This is a genomic window from Pseudomonas sp. NFX224, from assembly GCF_048565165.1.
GTDB lineage: Bacteria > Pseudomonadota > Gammaproteobacteria > Pseudomonadales > Pseudomonadaceae > Aquipseudomonas.
In genome coordinates this window covers 3,831,510-3,844,230 of the sequence record NZ_CP183416.1, presented here as the reverse complement: position 1 = coordinate 3,844,230, position 12,721 = coordinate 3,831,510, and the positions used below count along the sequence as shown (strand labels likewise).

General features: G+C 60.8%; 14 protein-coding genes. 6 read left to right on the top strand and 8 right to left on the bottom strand.

Annotated elements, in window-relative coordinates:
* Positions 1–37: 37 nt before the first annotated feature.
* Positions 38–931: a neutral zinc metallopeptidase gene (locus ACNYC6_RS17440; protein WP_419708452.1), complete on the top strand. Its 894-nt coding sequence runs from the start codon at positions 38–40 to the stop codon at positions 929–931.
* Complete coding sequence (locus tag ACNYC6_RS17435; protein ID WP_419708451.1) at positions 932–1,891, top strand: alpha/beta fold hydrolase; 960 nt, start codon at positions 932–934, stop codon at positions 1,889–1,891.
* 96 nt (positions 1,892–1,987) lie between these two features.
* On the opposite strand, the gene ACNYC6_RS17430 is transcribed toward ACNYC6_RS17435, so the two are convergent.
* From ACNYC6_RS17430 to ACNYC6_RS17420, 3 genes are all read right to left on the bottom strand, one after another.
* Complete coding sequence (locus ACNYC6_RS17430; protein WP_419708450.1) at positions 1,988–2,581, bottom strand: HAD family hydrolase; 594 nt, start codon at positions 2,579–2,581, stop codon at positions 1,988–1,990.
* Positions 2,578–3,447, bottom strand: a complete 870-nt coding sequence (gene tesB / locus ACNYC6_RS17425; RefSeq protein WP_419708449.1) for an acyl-CoA thioesterase II — start codon at positions 3,445–3,447, stop codon at positions 2,578–2,580. The genes ACNYC6_RS17430 and tesB overlap by 4 nt, the downstream gene beginning before the upstream one ends.
* 106 nt (positions 3,448–3,553) lie before the next feature.
* Complete coding sequence (locus tag ACNYC6_RS17420) at positions 3,554–4,123, bottom strand: GNAT family N-acetyltransferase (protein WP_419708448.1); 570 nt, start codon at positions 4,121–4,123, stop codon at positions 3,554–3,556.
* Positions 4,124–4,211: 88 nt separating this feature from the next.
* Between ACNYC6_RS17420 and ACNYC6_RS17415 the strand changes: the two genes are divergently transcribed.
* Together ACNYC6_RS17415 and ACNYC6_RS17410 are read left to right on the top strand one after the other, a co-directional pair.
* Positions 4,212–5,132, top strand: coding sequence for a histone deacetylase (locus ACNYC6_RS17415; RefSeq protein ID WP_419708447.1), 921 nt, complete (start codon positions 4,212–4,214; stop codon positions 5,130–5,132).
* Between the two features lie 282 nt (positions 5,133–5,414).
* Positions 5,415–6,656 (top strand): TIGR03862 family flavoprotein, encoded by a 1,242-nt coding sequence (locus ACNYC6_RS17410; protein WP_419708446.1) that lies wholly within the window; start codon positions 5,415–5,417, stop codon positions 6,654–6,656.
* Positions 6,657–6,773: 117 nt separating this feature from the next.
* On the opposite strand, the gene ACNYC6_RS17405 is transcribed toward ACNYC6_RS17410, so the two are convergent.
* On the bottom strand, positions 6,774–8,114 hold the full coding sequence (locus ACNYC6_RS17405) for a DEAD/DEAH box helicase (protein WP_419708445.1): 1,341 nt from the start codon (positions 8,112–8,114) through the stop codon (positions 6,774–6,776).
* Between the two features lie 65 nt (positions 8,115–8,179).
* Positions 8,180–9,109 (bottom strand): drug/metabolite exporter YedA, encoded by a 930-nt coding sequence (gene yedA, locus ACNYC6_RS17400; RefSeq protein WP_419708444.1) that lies wholly within the window; start codon positions 9,107–9,109, stop codon positions 8,180–8,182.
* A 165-nt stretch (positions 9,110–9,274) separates the two neighbouring features.
* Here yedA and ACNYC6_RS17395 point away from each other — a divergent pair, with 165 nt between their 5' ends.
* Positions 9,275–9,724: an Lrp/AsnC family transcriptional regulator gene (locus ACNYC6_RS17395; RefSeq protein WP_419708443.1), complete on the top strand. Its 450-nt coding sequence runs from the start codon at positions 9,275–9,277 to the stop codon at positions 9,722–9,724.
* A gap of 111 nt (positions 9,725–9,835) precedes the next feature.
* On the opposite strand, the gene ACNYC6_RS17390 is transcribed toward ACNYC6_RS17395, so the two are convergent.
* From ACNYC6_RS17390 to ACNYC6_RS17380, 3 genes are all read right to left on the bottom strand, one after another.
* On the bottom strand, positions 9,836–10,447 hold the full coding sequence (locus tag ACNYC6_RS17390; RefSeq protein WP_419708442.1) for a PolC-type DNA polymerase III: 612 nt from the start codon (positions 10,445–10,447) through the stop codon (positions 9,836–9,838).
* A 22-nt stretch (positions 10,448–10,469) separates the two neighbouring features.
* Positions 10,470–10,949 (bottom strand): NYN domain-containing protein, encoded by a 480-nt coding sequence (locus ACNYC6_RS17385; RefSeq protein WP_007990686.1) that lies wholly within the window; start codon positions 10,947–10,949, stop codon positions 10,470–10,472.
* 124 nt (positions 10,950–11,073) lie between these two features.
* On the bottom strand, positions 11,074–11,853 hold the full coding sequence (locus ACNYC6_RS17380) for a DUF2076 domain-containing protein (protein WP_419708441.1): 780 nt from the start codon (positions 11,851–11,853) through the stop codon (positions 11,074–11,076).
* A 178-nt stretch (positions 11,854–12,031) separates the two neighbouring features.
* Between ACNYC6_RS17380 and ACNYC6_RS17375 the strand changes: the two genes are divergently transcribed.
* Positions 12,032–12,709 carry a YciC family protein gene (locus ACNYC6_RS17375; RefSeq protein WP_419708440.1) on the top strand — a complete coding sequence of 226 codons (678 nt, stop codon included), beginning with the start codon at positions 12,032–12,034 and terminating at the stop codon, positions 12,707–12,709.
* The last annotated feature ends 12 nt before the right edge of the window (positions 12,710–12,721 follow it).

Genomic DNA, 12,721 nt, shown 5'->3' with positions numbered 1-12,721 from the left:
GCAACACTCATCGCACGGATAACCAGAGGATTCCCACATGCTATGGAAAAAAGGCCGACGCAGCGACAACGTGGTCGATGCCCGTGGCGATGATGTCGGCGGCGGTGGTGGCGGCGGGATGCGCTTTGGTGGCGGCAAGGGCCTGAGCCTGACGGCGATTCTGCTGATCGTCGGGATCGGCTGGATCACCGGCCAGGACCCGATGCAAATCCTCGGGCAACTGACCGGCCAGATGGACCAATCCGCACCAGCCACTACGCAGACCCGCAAGGCGCCGCCGGCCAATGACGAAGGCGCCGAATTCGTCCGTTCGATCCTTGGCGACACCGAAGACACCTGGCGGCAGATTTTCCAGCAGGGCGGTCGTCAATATAAGGACCCGACGCTGGTGCTGTTCAGCAATCGCGTGAACTCTGCCTGCGGTCTGGCGACCTCGGCGACCGGTCCGTTCTATTGCCCGGCAGACCAGAAGGTTTATCTGGACATGGCGTTCTTCCAAGAGATGTCGCAACGCTTTTCCGCCGCTGGCGACTTCGCCCAGGCCTACGTGATCGCTCACGAAGTCGGACACCATGTGCAGACGTTGCTCGGCGTCTCCGCGAAAATTCAGGCAGCCCGCCAGCAAGGCCGGCAGATGGAAGGCGACGGCGGTTTGCTGGTGCGTCAGGAATTGCAGGCCGACTGCCTGGCCGGGGTTTGGGCCAACAATGCGCAGCAGCGATTGAACTGGCTGGAACCGGGCGACATCGAAGAAGCATTGAACGCGGCAAATGCCATCGGCGACGATCGTTTGCAGCAACAGGGTCAGGGCCGTGTCGTGCCGGACTCGTTTACCCATGGTACGTCAGCGCAACGGGTGCGCTGGTTCAAAACCGGATTCGCCCAGGGCCAGGTTGGCCAGTGCGATACCTTTGCGGCGAAAAATCTGTAAATGAAGAAGTGGTTGTTGGTTTTACTGTTCACTTGCGCAACGTCCCAGGCCCAGGAGCATGGGGTCAAAGAGCTCAGTCCCGGACGCCTGCTGTTGAAGTCAGGCGAAATTGCGGTAGGTATCAGTCCCGCACCGGCGAAAATCGAGCGCGTGTTGATCATCGTCCACGGTCGGTTACGCAATGCGCAGACCTATCTCCACAGCGGCGAACAGGCCGCGGAACTGGCCGGGCAAAGCGCAACGACCCTGGTGATTGCCCCGCAATTTCTCAATCAAAACGACGTCGCGCTGCACCCGGTAGCCGACACCGTTTTGCGCTGGCAAGGCAACGAGTGGATGGCGGGTGGCGAATCCACCGCACCGTTTCGCCTGAGTTCCTACGAGGCACTGGACGAAATCATCGCGCGGGTGGGTGATCGCCGACAATTTCCCGATGTGAAGCAAATCGTCATCGCCGGGCACTCCGGTGGCGCTCAGGTCGTTCAACGCTACGCCCTGCTGGGCCACGATCAATCGGCGCTGGAAGCCGCTGGCGTAAAGCTGCGCTACGTGATCGCCAATCCTTCTTCCTATGCGTATTTCGATGAACGTCGACCGGTGGCCTTCAACCATGCCGCGTGCCCGGACTTCAATCGCTGGAAGTACGGGCTTACAGATTTGCCCGCCTACGCCGAAGGACAAAGCGCCGCTCAGTTGCAGGAAAAATACCTCAAGCGCGACGTCGTTTATCTACTCGGGCAGCAGGACATCGACCCGAACCATCCGGCGCTGGACAAGCGTTGCGAGGCCAAAGCTCAAGGCCCGTATCGATTGGCTCGTGGGCGGTTTTATTTCGATTATTTGAAGAGGCTGCAGCCGCAAGGGTTGAATCAGCAGTTGATTGAAGTGCCCGGGGTTGGGCATAGCGGGGATGGGATGTTGACTTCACCAGAGGGGCAGAAGGCGTTGTTTGGGCAGTAGGTTTTGTGGTGCCTGATTTGACGCCATCGCGAGCAGGCTCGCTCCTACAATGAAATGCGATCAGCTGTAGGAGCGAGCCTGCTCGCGATGGGCGCCTCAAGCGGAAAGCATTTCCCGTAACGCCACACAATCCGCCGCATGCCAATCCGTCAGCTCCGGCCACGGATTATCCGGCAGGTTCACCAGCACCGTCCGCGTGCCTGCCGCCCGTCCGCAATCCAGATCAAACCGGTAATCACCGACCATCACCATCTCGCTGGTCGGTACATTCCAGGCCTCGGCCAGTTTCAGCAATCCACCGGGATGCGGCTTCGGTGGTGCTTCATCACGACCGAGCACATCCTCCACCGCGAAGCAGTCCGCCAGGCCGATCGCCTCCAGCGTGACATGCGCCAGCTCGCGGGCATTGCGGGTAAGAATGCCCAGGCGATAACCACGTCCGGCCAATTCACGCACCAGCTCGACGGCACCCACGGCCGGTTTCGAACCCAGCGCCAGATCCCGCTCATGCTCCAGCAACCACGCATGTTTGGCCGCCGCCTCATCGGCCGGCAGCGCGGCGAGATGGGTCAGAATGTCGTCTTCGGCCGGGATCGCCAACGCCACGCGAATGGCCGCGAAGTCATGCACGGCGACGGTCAGGGTGCCGTCCATGTCGAACACCCAGTGATGCACATCTCTCAGGCTCATGCCCAATCCTTGCGATGACGGATCAGGCCTTCCTGCGTGACCGAAGCCACCAGTTGCCCGGCGCGGTTAAACACGCTGCCTCGGCAGAACCCGCGTGAATTGCCAGCCCACGGACTGTCCATCGCGTAGAGCAACCAGTCGTCGGCACGCAGATCCTGGTGGAACCACAGCGCATGGTCGAGGCTGGCGACCTGCATGTCCTTGTGCCAGACCGATTTGGCATGGGGCTGCATCGAGGTGGTCAGCAGACCGAAGTCCGAGGCGTAGGCCAGCAGGTATTTGTGCAGCGCCGGGGAATCGGCCAAGGCACCGTCGGCGCGAAACCAGACGTACTTGATCGGATCACTGGCTTGCGGGTTGTAGGGATCTTCCGCGGTGACCGGGCGAAATTCGATCGGCTTCGGGCACAGCAGTTTTTCACGCATGTGCTCGGGAATCAGGTGCGCACGCTGCTGCGTGATTTCCAGCTCCGACGGCAGGTTTTCCGGGCCGACCACTTGCGGCATTTCACCCTGATGCTGGAAACCCTCTTCGTCGTACTGGAACGAGGCGCTGCAAGTGAAAATCGGTTGGCCCTTCTGGATCGCCGTCACCCGACGCGTGCTGAAACTGCCGCCGTCGCGCACGCGGTCAACGGAATACACCACTGGCAACTTGGCGTCGCCGGGACGCAAAAAGTAACCGTGCATCGAATGCACATGGCGCGCCTCTTCCACCGTCTGACTGGCTGCCGACAACGACTGGCCGAGCACCTGGCCACCGAACAGCTGGCGAAATCCCAGGTCCTGGCTGCGGCCACGGAACAGATTTTCTTCGATGGGTTCCAGGCTCAGCAGGTCGACCAGATCATCCAACACTTGGCTCATTCAGACTCTCCTCACACAACGCAATACCGCGCAGTCTTGGCTGCGGCAGTCTATTCAGTTTCTGGCCCGGGCCAACATGAGGGCCATTGTAAACGTCCGTGTCAGGTTATCCATGCAAGGTTTGCAGCCATTGTTCACGGCTGATGCGGTACAGCACGTGATGACGCAGGGGGTGACCGACGGCGAGCTTAGGGTGCTCGAAGTCATCGGCCGGATCGTGATGCATGCCAATCGCCTGCATGACCTTCTGCGACGGCAAGTTACTGTCGGCCGTGAACGACACGACTTCGTTCACCGCCAAACGGTCAAACCCGCAGCGCAGAGCGGTCCACGCGGCTTCGCTGGCATAGCCAAGGCCCCAGTGTTCCCGCGCCAGACGCCAGCCAATTTCGATGGCCGGGGTGAACGGCGCATCGAAACCGACCACGCCGAGCCCGGTAAAACCGATGAACTGGCCGGTGTCCTTGCGCTCCAGCGCCCAGAAACCAAAACCGTGCTCGGCAAAATGACCACGGATTCGCCCGATCAATGAAGCACTTTCCAGTCGACTCAAGGGCGCCGGAAAATAGCGCATGACCTGCGGATCAGCGCACATCGCGGCAAACTCCGGCAAATCCTCATCGCGCCATTGCCGCAACAGCAGTCGCGCGCTCGCCAGTTCCAGTATCGGCTCCATCGTGCCCCTCCCCCATTTCCATGCTGCAAGTCTACAACGCTGGTAGGATCCGTCTCTCTTTCCTGTCCGCTCTCTAGATAAATCAGTCATGCCCCTCCCCCTGATCTACCACGAAGACTACAGCCCCGAGTTTCCGGCGGATCACCGCTTTCCGATGGACAAGTTTCGCTTGCTGCGCGATCACCTGGTGGACAGTGGCCTGACCCGTGACGCTGATTTGCTGCGCCCGGAACTGTGCCCCGCAGAGATTCTCGCCCTCGCCCATGACCCTTCGTATATCGAACGCTACATGAGCGGTGAGTTGTCCCGCGAAGATCAGCGGCGCCTCGGCCTGCCCTGGAGCGAAGCCCTGGCCCGGCGCACGGTGCGGGCGGTCGGCGGTTCGCTGCTGGCGGCCGAGCAGGCGCTGGAACATGGACTGGCCTGTCACCTGGCCGGCGGCACGCACCATGCGCATTACGATTACCCGGCCGGGTTCTGCATCTTCAATGACCTGGCGGTGATCAGCCACTTCATGCTGCAAAGCGGACGTGTGAATCGGGTGCTGATCTTCGATTGCGACGTGCATCAGGGCGACGGGACTGCACGGATTCTGCACAACACCCCGGAAGCCATTACCGTTTCCCTGCATTGCGAAAAGAATTTTCCTGCACGCAAAGCCGAAAGTGACTGGGACATTCCACTGCCCAATGGCATGGGCGATGCCGATTACCTGAAGGTGGTGGATGATGCGCTCAACTACTTGCTGCCGCTTTATCAACCGGACCTCGTGCTGTACGACGCCGGGGTCGATGTGCACAAGGACGACGCCCTCGGTTACCTGAAGCTGACAGACGAAGGCGTCGCCGCCCGCGATGAAAGCGTGATGCGCCATTGCCTGGGCCGGGATATTCCGGTGGTCGGAGTGATCGGCGGCGGCTACAGCAAGGACCGCCATGCCCTCGCCCGGCGTCACGGCATCCTCCATCACAGTGCGCAACGCGTCTGGCAGTCATCAGGTTGTCATTGACCTGTGGATGCTTTACCCACAATGCCTGTGGAACCGCCTGTGGATAACCTGAGTGAAAGGGACTACAGCCCATGCTGCGCAAAGGCTACAGAGCACTGATCATTTTTTGATCACCTCTTTTGAGGAACACCACACCCCTGCAGGAGCGAGCCTGCTCGCGATGAGGCCGGCACTTTCAACATCTTCGTCAACCGACAGACCGCCATCGCGAGCAGGCTCGCTCCTACAAGGGATGGGGCTGGTAGAATGCGCGGCTTATCCCGTCAGACCGCAGTGCATCCCATGACCCAATCCTCGCCAGCCCTTCCTCCTCAAGTCGCCATCATCGGCGGTGGCCCCGCCGGCCTGATGGCCGCGCAAGTGTTGAGCCAGGCCGGGATCAAGGTCGACCTGTACGACGGCATGCCCTCGGTAGGCAGGAAATTTCTACTCGCCGGTGTCGGCGGCATGAACATCACCCACTCCGAAGCCTACCCGGCGTTCCTCTCGCGCTACGCCGAGCGGGCGCCGCAAATTGCCCCGCTGCTGCGCAGTTTCGGTGCCGATGCGTTGTGCCAATGGATTCATGGACTGGGCATCGAAACCTTCGTCGGCAGCTCCGGCCGGGTATTCCCGACCGACATGAAAGCCGCGCCGCTGTTACGCGCCTGGCTCAAACGCCTGCGCGACAGCGGCGTAGTTATCCACACCCGCCACCGCTGGCTTGGCTGGGATGAACAAGGTGATTTGCGCATCGCCAGCCCCGAAGGCGAAAAAACCGTACACGCCAACGCCACCCTGCTCGCCCTCGGCGGCGGCAGTTGGTCGCGACTGGGTTCGGACGGTGCGTGGATGTTGCCACTGGAGCAACGCGGTGTAGGTCTGGCGCCGTTACAGCCGAGTAATTGCGGCTTCGAGGTGCAGGCCTGGAGCGAACTGATGATCAGCAAATTCGCCGGCGCGCCGCTGAAAAACATCGCCATTGGCCTCAACGACGACATTCCCCGACTCGGCGAATGTGTAATCACCGCCACCGGGATCGAAGGCAGTTTGATTTACGCGCTGTCGGCCCCGATTCGCGAGGTGATCAACCTGCACGGTTCAGCCACGATTCACATCGACCTCCTGCCGGGCAGGCCTGTGGATAAAGTTCAGGCTGCGCTGAGTAAACCTCGGGGCTCACGCTCCATGGCCAAGCACCTGCACAGTCAGTTGGGCATCGATGGCGTGAAAGCCGCGCTATTACGAGAATTGACCACAGCCGACACCTTCACCGATTCGGCCCTGCTGGCCAAAGCGATCAAGGCATTGCCGCTGACACTGATGAAAACCCGTCCACTGGACGAAGCCATCAGCAGCGCGGGTGGTGTGTTGTTCGAGGCGATGGATGAGCGCTTGATGCTCAAGCAACTGCCGGGTGTGTTCTGCGCGGGAGAAATGCTGGACTGGGAAGCGCCGACCGGCGGCTATCTGCTGACCGCGTGTTTCGCCAGTGGGCGCGCGGCGGGACGTGGAATGATTGAGTGGTTGCAGCGCAAGGGCTGATGACCGCGCAGCTCCCATCGCCAGCAGGCTGGCTCCCACAGGGGATTTGTGTCGTTCACACAAAACCTGTGGGAGCGAGCCTGCTCGCGATGGCGGCCTAACTAACGCAGCGAAAAATCAAGGCTTACGCTTACGCGGCCCCGTGTTGAACACCGGCACTTTTCGTACAGGCTTGATCGAAGGTTCCACCGGCGCAGCTTCCCCGCTATCCACCCACTTACCCAGATTGCGCTTACCGCCGCCACCACCGGAAGCCTTTGGCTTCTTCGGTTTCTTCGGCTTCTTGACGACCTGGCCACTGGCATCGGTGTCCGGCACGCGGTGCTCGGGCTCGAAGTCCGGCTCGCTCTGACGCTTCAACGTCTGACGGGTCAGCATCTCGATGGCCGACAGCAGATTCACTTCATCAGCGCACACCAGGGAAATCGCCTCGCCGGTCGAGCCCGCACGGCCGGTACGACCGATGCGGTGGATGTAATCCTCGGCCACGATCGGCAGGTCGAAGTTGACCACCAACGGCAAGTCTTCGATGTCCAGGCCACGGGCCGCGACGTCGGTGGCGACCAGGATCTGCACTTCACTGGCCTTGAAACGGTCCAGTGCGCGTTGACGGGTGGCCTGGGGTTTGTCGCCGTGGATACCGTCGGCGTTGATACCCAAGCCCTGGAGTTTCTCCACCAACGCGTCCACGCCGTTGCGGGTCTTGGCGAACACCAGCACTTGCTTCCACTTGCCCTTGCGCATCAGGTGCACGAACAGTTCAGGCTTGCGCTTCTTGTCCACCGTCACGATCCATTGCTTGACCGTATTGGCCGCAACGTTGCGTGGGCTGACTTCAACCGTCAGCGGGTCGTTGAGCATCTGCCCGGCCAGCAGGCGGATGTCATCGGAGAAGGTCGCGGAGAACAACAGCGTCTGACGTCTCGAAGGGAGTGCGCGGTAAATGTTCGCCAGTTCCTCGGAAAAGCCCAGGTCGAGCATGCGGTCGGCTTCGTCCAGCACCAGAGTTTGCAGTTGGTTGAACTTCAGCGCGTTCTGGCGGAACAGGTCGAGCAAGCGGCCCGGGGTCGCCACCAGCAGGTCGACGCCGCTGCGCAGCTTCATCATTTGCGGGTTGATACTGACGCCGCCATATACCGCATAGGTGCGCAATGGCAGGTTTTCGGCGTACTGGCGCACAGCTTCGTGAACCTGTTCGGCCAGTTCGCGGGTCGGCACCAGGATCAGCGCACGCACCGAGTTGGCGGTGACTTTCGGCCCTTCCATGGCCAGCAGTTGCAGCAGCGGCAAGGCGAAACCGGCGGTCTTGCCTGTACCGGTCTGGGCGGCGGCCATCAAGTCGCGACCGGCCAGCACCGCCGGAATGGCTTGCGCCTGAACCGGCGTTGGAGTCTGGTAGCCGAGCGTCTCGAGGGAGCGCAGCAAGGGTTCGATCAGGCCAAGGGTGGCGAAAGTCATGGGAATACCGTAGGAAAATTCAGCGCAGTTGTGCAAAACGAGTGTGCAATGGCGCGCAGTTTACCCTAATTCACACGGGATTCTGTCGGCACGACCTTCACCGTCGGTAGCGCCGGTGCCCGGCGCCATTGCGGCAAACCAATCAGCACCACGGCGCTGATGATTACCGCCATCGCCAACGCTTCTTCGATGCCAATGGTCTCGCCGACAAACACGATCCCCAGCAACACGGCCACCGCCGGGTTGACGTAGGCATAACTGGTCGCTGCCGCCGGACGTACGTGCTTCAACAGGTACATGTAGGCATTGAAGGCGATGATCGATCCGAACACGGTGAGGTACGCCAACGCGGCCCAGCCTTCCATCGGCGGCATCTTCTCCAGGTGTTCACCGCTGACCGCGCTGGCGATCAGCAACACCACGCCGCCCACCAGCATTTCCACGGCACTGGCCATCGCGCCTTGCGGTAACGGCAGGTGTTTGCTCCACACCGAACCGAACGCCCAAGTGGCGGCCGCGAAAATCAGCAACGCCGCCCCCAAGGGGCTCGATTGCAGGTTGGAACCGAGGTTGAGCATGGCGATGCCGATCAAGCCGAGCACAATCCCGGCCCATTCGAGACGGGTATTACGCGCACCCCAGAAATATCCGCAGAGCAAGGTAAACAACGGCACCGTCGCCACCGCCAATGCCGCCACGCCAGAGGCGACGCCGGTGTGCTCGGCAACGCTGACCGCGCCGTTGCCGCAGGCCAGCAGCAAAATCCCGATGATCCCCGCGGCTTTCCACTGCGCCCAGGTCGGTGCCGGCGCCCCGCGCCAGCGCAGGAAGGCGTACATCAAGGTCCCGGCGATGACGAAGCGAATGCCCGCGAGCAGCAGTGGCGGCCAATATTCCACACCAATGCGGATCACCAGGTAGGTCGAGCCCCAAATCACATACAAGGCGAAGAAGGCAGCGATCAAGGGTAAGGGAAAGCGACGAAGGCCGGACATGAGGGCAGCTCACAGGCAAGGACAAGTGAACGGCTATTCTAAAAAGGCCAGCGCCGGAAAATAAGTTACAAAACCTGTTTAAAGCGCCAGTACACTTTTCAAAACACGGAGTTCAGCGCTATATACCGTGTTTTCGAAAGTCGATCATTTTCAGGAGTCGCCCCGATGGATAAGTACGACCGCATGCTGCTCAGCGCCCTGCTGGAAAACGGTCGCGCGTCCTACGCGGACCTGGCGCGCAAGGTCAACCTGTCCGCCCCGGCCGTGGCCGAGCGCGTGGCCAAGCTCGAAGCCAGCGGCGTGATCACCGGTTATCAGGCAAAGGTCGACATGGCCAAGCTCGGCCTGCCAATCCAGTGCGTGATCGAACTGCGTCTGAACCAGCACGGCAACCAAAAGGCCTACGACGACCTGATCAAAATCCCGCAATTGACCGAATGCCATCGGGTGACCGGTGACCCGTGCGTGATCATGCAGGCGGCGGTGGGCTCGATGCCGGAGCTGGAGGAGTTGATCAACAGGATTGCCACGTTCGGGTTCAGCAAGACGTCGATTGTGTTGTCGAGCGCCATCGAAAAACGGGTGCCGTTGGGGCATATCGAAGGAAAACTCTAGGAGCGAGCCTGCTCGCGATGGTCGCCAACGATAACGCGGGAAACCTGACACCCCGCATTGATCTCGGGTTCATCGCGAGCAGGCTCGCTCCTACAGGGGTATGCGGTGTTTTCAGAACCCGCGATAGCGCTTGAGGTGCTCTCCCACTTTCGCCGCCGGGACCTTCTGCAACTTGCACAGCAAGTCATGGGATAGCTCGCGCAGCCCATGTTTCTGCCGCAACTCTTCAGCCAAATGCGCCGTCAGGTTGGCCGCCATCTCGGCATCGGCCATCGCCCGGTGAGCCTTGCCGGTGTGCGGCAGGTTGGCGAAGGTGGTGAGGGTGCCGAGTTTGTGGTTCGGCGCGGCAGGCATCAGGCGTCGGGCCAGCAGCAACGAGCAGGCGAAATTCTGCAAACGGGTGCGTTTGATCCGCCCCAATTCAAAGTCCCAGAACTTCTGGTCGAACGCGGCGTTGTGCGCCAGCAACGGCGTAATGCCGACGAATTCGTTAACTTCGTTCATCACCTGCTCGGCCGAGGGCGCGGTGCGCAGCATGGCGTTGCTGATGCCGGTGAGTTGTTCGATGAAGGCCGGGACACGCACGCCGGCGTTCATCAGGCTCTGGTAACGCTCGACGATGCGCCCCTGTTCGAGAATCACCACGGCGATTTCCGTGGCCCGGCAACTGCTGCTCGGGGAGATTCCGGTGGTTTCAAAGTCGATGACTGCTATGCGTTCCAAACCTGTTTCAACTCCGTAAAAATCAATTCTTGAGCAGCAACGCGCCTTCGATCGGCACGTAGCGGCTGGCGGCGCGAATCAGCGAGTTGGCGGTCAGGCCCGGCACGCCGTAGGCGACTGCTTGCACGCCGTGTTTGCTGATGATGCGTTCGAGCAGCATGTCGAAATCACCGTCGCCGGAGGCCAGCACGATTTCGTCGACGTGATCGGCGGCGTCCATGATGTCGAGGGTGATGCCCACGTCCCAGTCGCCCTTGGCCGAGCCGTCGCTGCGCTGGATGTAGGGTTTGAGCTTCACGGTAAAACCGAGGTTGCGCAGGATCTGCTGGAACTGCTGCTGCTTGCTGTCGCCACGATCGATAGCGTAGGCATAGGCTTCGACGATCTCGCCCTGTTTACTGATGTCAGCCCACAGCGCGGCGTAGTTGAAGTGGCAACCATAAGCCTGACGCACGGTGTAATAGAGGTTTTGGACATCGGCGAACACTGCGATTTTTTTCACCGGTTTTCCTCAAGGCTGAATCAGGCCCCAGGCCCGAAAAGTCGCCCAGTATGCCAGCCTCAAGGAATATTCCGCGAATAATCGGCTAGGTGGCCAGGGAGCGTGCTCCCTGGCCCCAGATCTATCAGACGAAGGAATCGTCGTCGCCACCGAAGAACGATGAACTGTCATCGCTGTAGTCGGCGTCAGTGAAACCGCCCTGGTCATTGCCGTAGGAATCGTTGCCAGCCACACGCTGGTCATCGCCCCAATCGTTGTTGCCCTGGTCGTTGACCTGGGCCGGTTGCTCCTTGATGACTTCGACGATTTCTTCCGGTTGCTGATTGTGATGGAACAGGCTGCTGATGCCTTGCGCCAGCATCACGCCACCGGCCACACCGGCTGCGGTTTTCAACGCACCGCCCAGAAAACTGCTGCCCGCCGCTGCCGGAGGCTGTTGCTGGGGTGCATAACCCTGCTGCGGAAAGTTTTGCTGCGGTGCACCGAAGTTCTGTTGGGGTGGCTGCGAATTGAACGAAGACCGCCCCGGTTCACGCCAGCCGCCGCTCGATGGCGGGGCACTCTGGGTCGGCGCGGGTTGCGGATCACGGCTGCCGCCAAAGATGCTCGATAGAAAGCCACCGCTGCTTGGCGCCGCAGCCGCCGTTTGTGCCTTGGCCTGTTGCAGTTCGGCCTGCAATTGCTGGACTTGCGCCGTCAGTTGTTTGTTCTGCGCGTCGAGGCTCTTGATCGCTGCCTCTTGCACCAGAATCGCCTGGGTCATGAAATAACCTGCCGCCGGTTGGCGTGTCAGATGTTCCTTGATCCGCGCCTCGGCCTGGGCGTCGCGCGGGGCTGAGTCCGTTTCGGCCTGTTGCAGCCGGGAAAACAGTCCATCGATCAGGGTTTGTTCTTCGCTGTTCATGGCGACCTCGTAGATTGCCGGGGAAATCGTTGCCCTTCTCCAAGGAGGATAAGGTGCCCGACCTTAATGGAGGCTGAAACAATCTGTTTCAATGACATTTACCGAACGTTTACGTTTGCTTCAGGCGGTACATCATCGGTTACAGTGAGTCACTGTTTATGACCTGCGATACCGACTGATGAACCCGTTAGATGTGCTGCGTGACTCCCTGTATTTCTTCAAGCGCAATCTGAGCCAGATCGTGCAACTGTGCCTGCCGCTGGTGATCGTCGAGGCCCTGTTGCAGCAAGTGGTCGACCACTCCACCGAGCCGGACAGTTTCCCCGGTGTCAGCGTGATCGTCGGCCTGCTGGTTTACCCACTGTACACCGCCGCGCTGATCCTGTTTCTCGACGCCCGCAGCCGTGGTGAATCGCCACGCAACCGCGACCTGCTGTCGAGGTCGGCCTACCTGTGGCCACGCTTCGCCCTGCTGACGGCGCTCAACACGTTGCTGATCCTGCTCGGCCTGTCGCTGTATTTCCTGCCGGGCATCTGGCTGATGGTGACCCTGGCATTCGGCGAGTACCTGCTGGTGCTGCGTGGCCTGGCCCCGCTGCAAGCGATGAAGGAAAGCCTGCGCCTGACCCGTGGCCACTTCCTGCGAATCCTGGTGTGCATTTTGTGTGTGATGGGACCGTTGTGGCTGCTCAAGGGCGCGACGCTGGCGGTCTATCCCGAGCCGCAGAACCCGGTGATCTCGCTGCTGATCGACAGCGCCCACAGCTTCCTGCAACTGTTCACCAGCGTGGTGCTGTTCCGCCTGTTCATGCTGATCAGCGATGTGCCGGAAAAAATCGACGGCCCTCGCTCATGACCCTGCGGTACC

Bases quoted from the DNA above. Each gene is read 5' to 3' on its own strand.
- ACNYC6_RS17415 (WP_419708447.1), top strand. From the start codon at position 4,212: ATGCCCCTCCCCCTGATCTACCACGAAGACTACAGCCCCGAGTTTCCG.
- ACNYC6_RS17395 (WP_419708443.1), top strand. From the start codon at position 9,275: ATGGATAAGTACGACCGCATGCTGCTCAGCGCCCTGCTGGAAAACGGT.
- ACNYC6_RS17435 (WP_419708451.1), top strand. From the start codon at position 932: ATGAAGAAGTGGTTGTTGGTTTTACTGTTCACTTGCGCAACGTCCCAG.
- ACNYC6_RS17405 (WP_419708445.1), bottom strand. From the start codon at position 8,114: ATGACTTTCGCCACCCTTGGCCTGATCGAACCCTTGCTGCGCTCCCTC.
- ACNYC6_RS17440 (WP_419708452.1), top strand. From the start codon at position 38: ATGCTATGGAAAAAAGGCCGACGCAGCGACAACGTGGTCGATGCCCGT.
- ACNYC6_RS17410 (WP_419708446.1), top strand. From the start codon at position 5,415: ATGACCCAATCCTCGCCAGCCCTTCCTCCTCAAGTCGCCATCATCGGC.
- tesB (WP_419708449.1), bottom strand. From the start codon at position 3,447: ATGAGCCAAGTGTTGGATGATCTGGTCGACCTGCTGAGCCTGGAACCC.
- ACNYC6_RS17430 (WP_419708450.1), bottom strand. From the start codon at position 2,581: ATGAGCCTGAGAGATGTGCATCACTGGGTGTTCGACATGGACGGCACC.
- ACNYC6_RS17420 (WP_419708448.1), bottom strand. From the start codon at position 4,123: ATGGAGCCGATACTGGAACTGGCGAGCGCGCGACTGCTGTTGCGGCAA.
- ACNYC6_RS17380 (WP_419708441.1), bottom strand. From the start codon at position 11,853: ATGAACAGCGAAGAACAAACCCTGATCGATGGACTGTTTTCCCGGCTG.
- yedA (WP_419708444.1), bottom strand. From the start codon at position 9,109: ATGTCCGGCCTTCGTCGCTTTCCCTTACCCTTGATCGCTGCCTTCTTC.
- ACNYC6_RS17375 (WP_419708440.1), top strand. From the start codon at position 12,032: ATGAACCCGTTAGATGTGCTGCGTGACTCCCTGTATTTCTTCAAGCGC.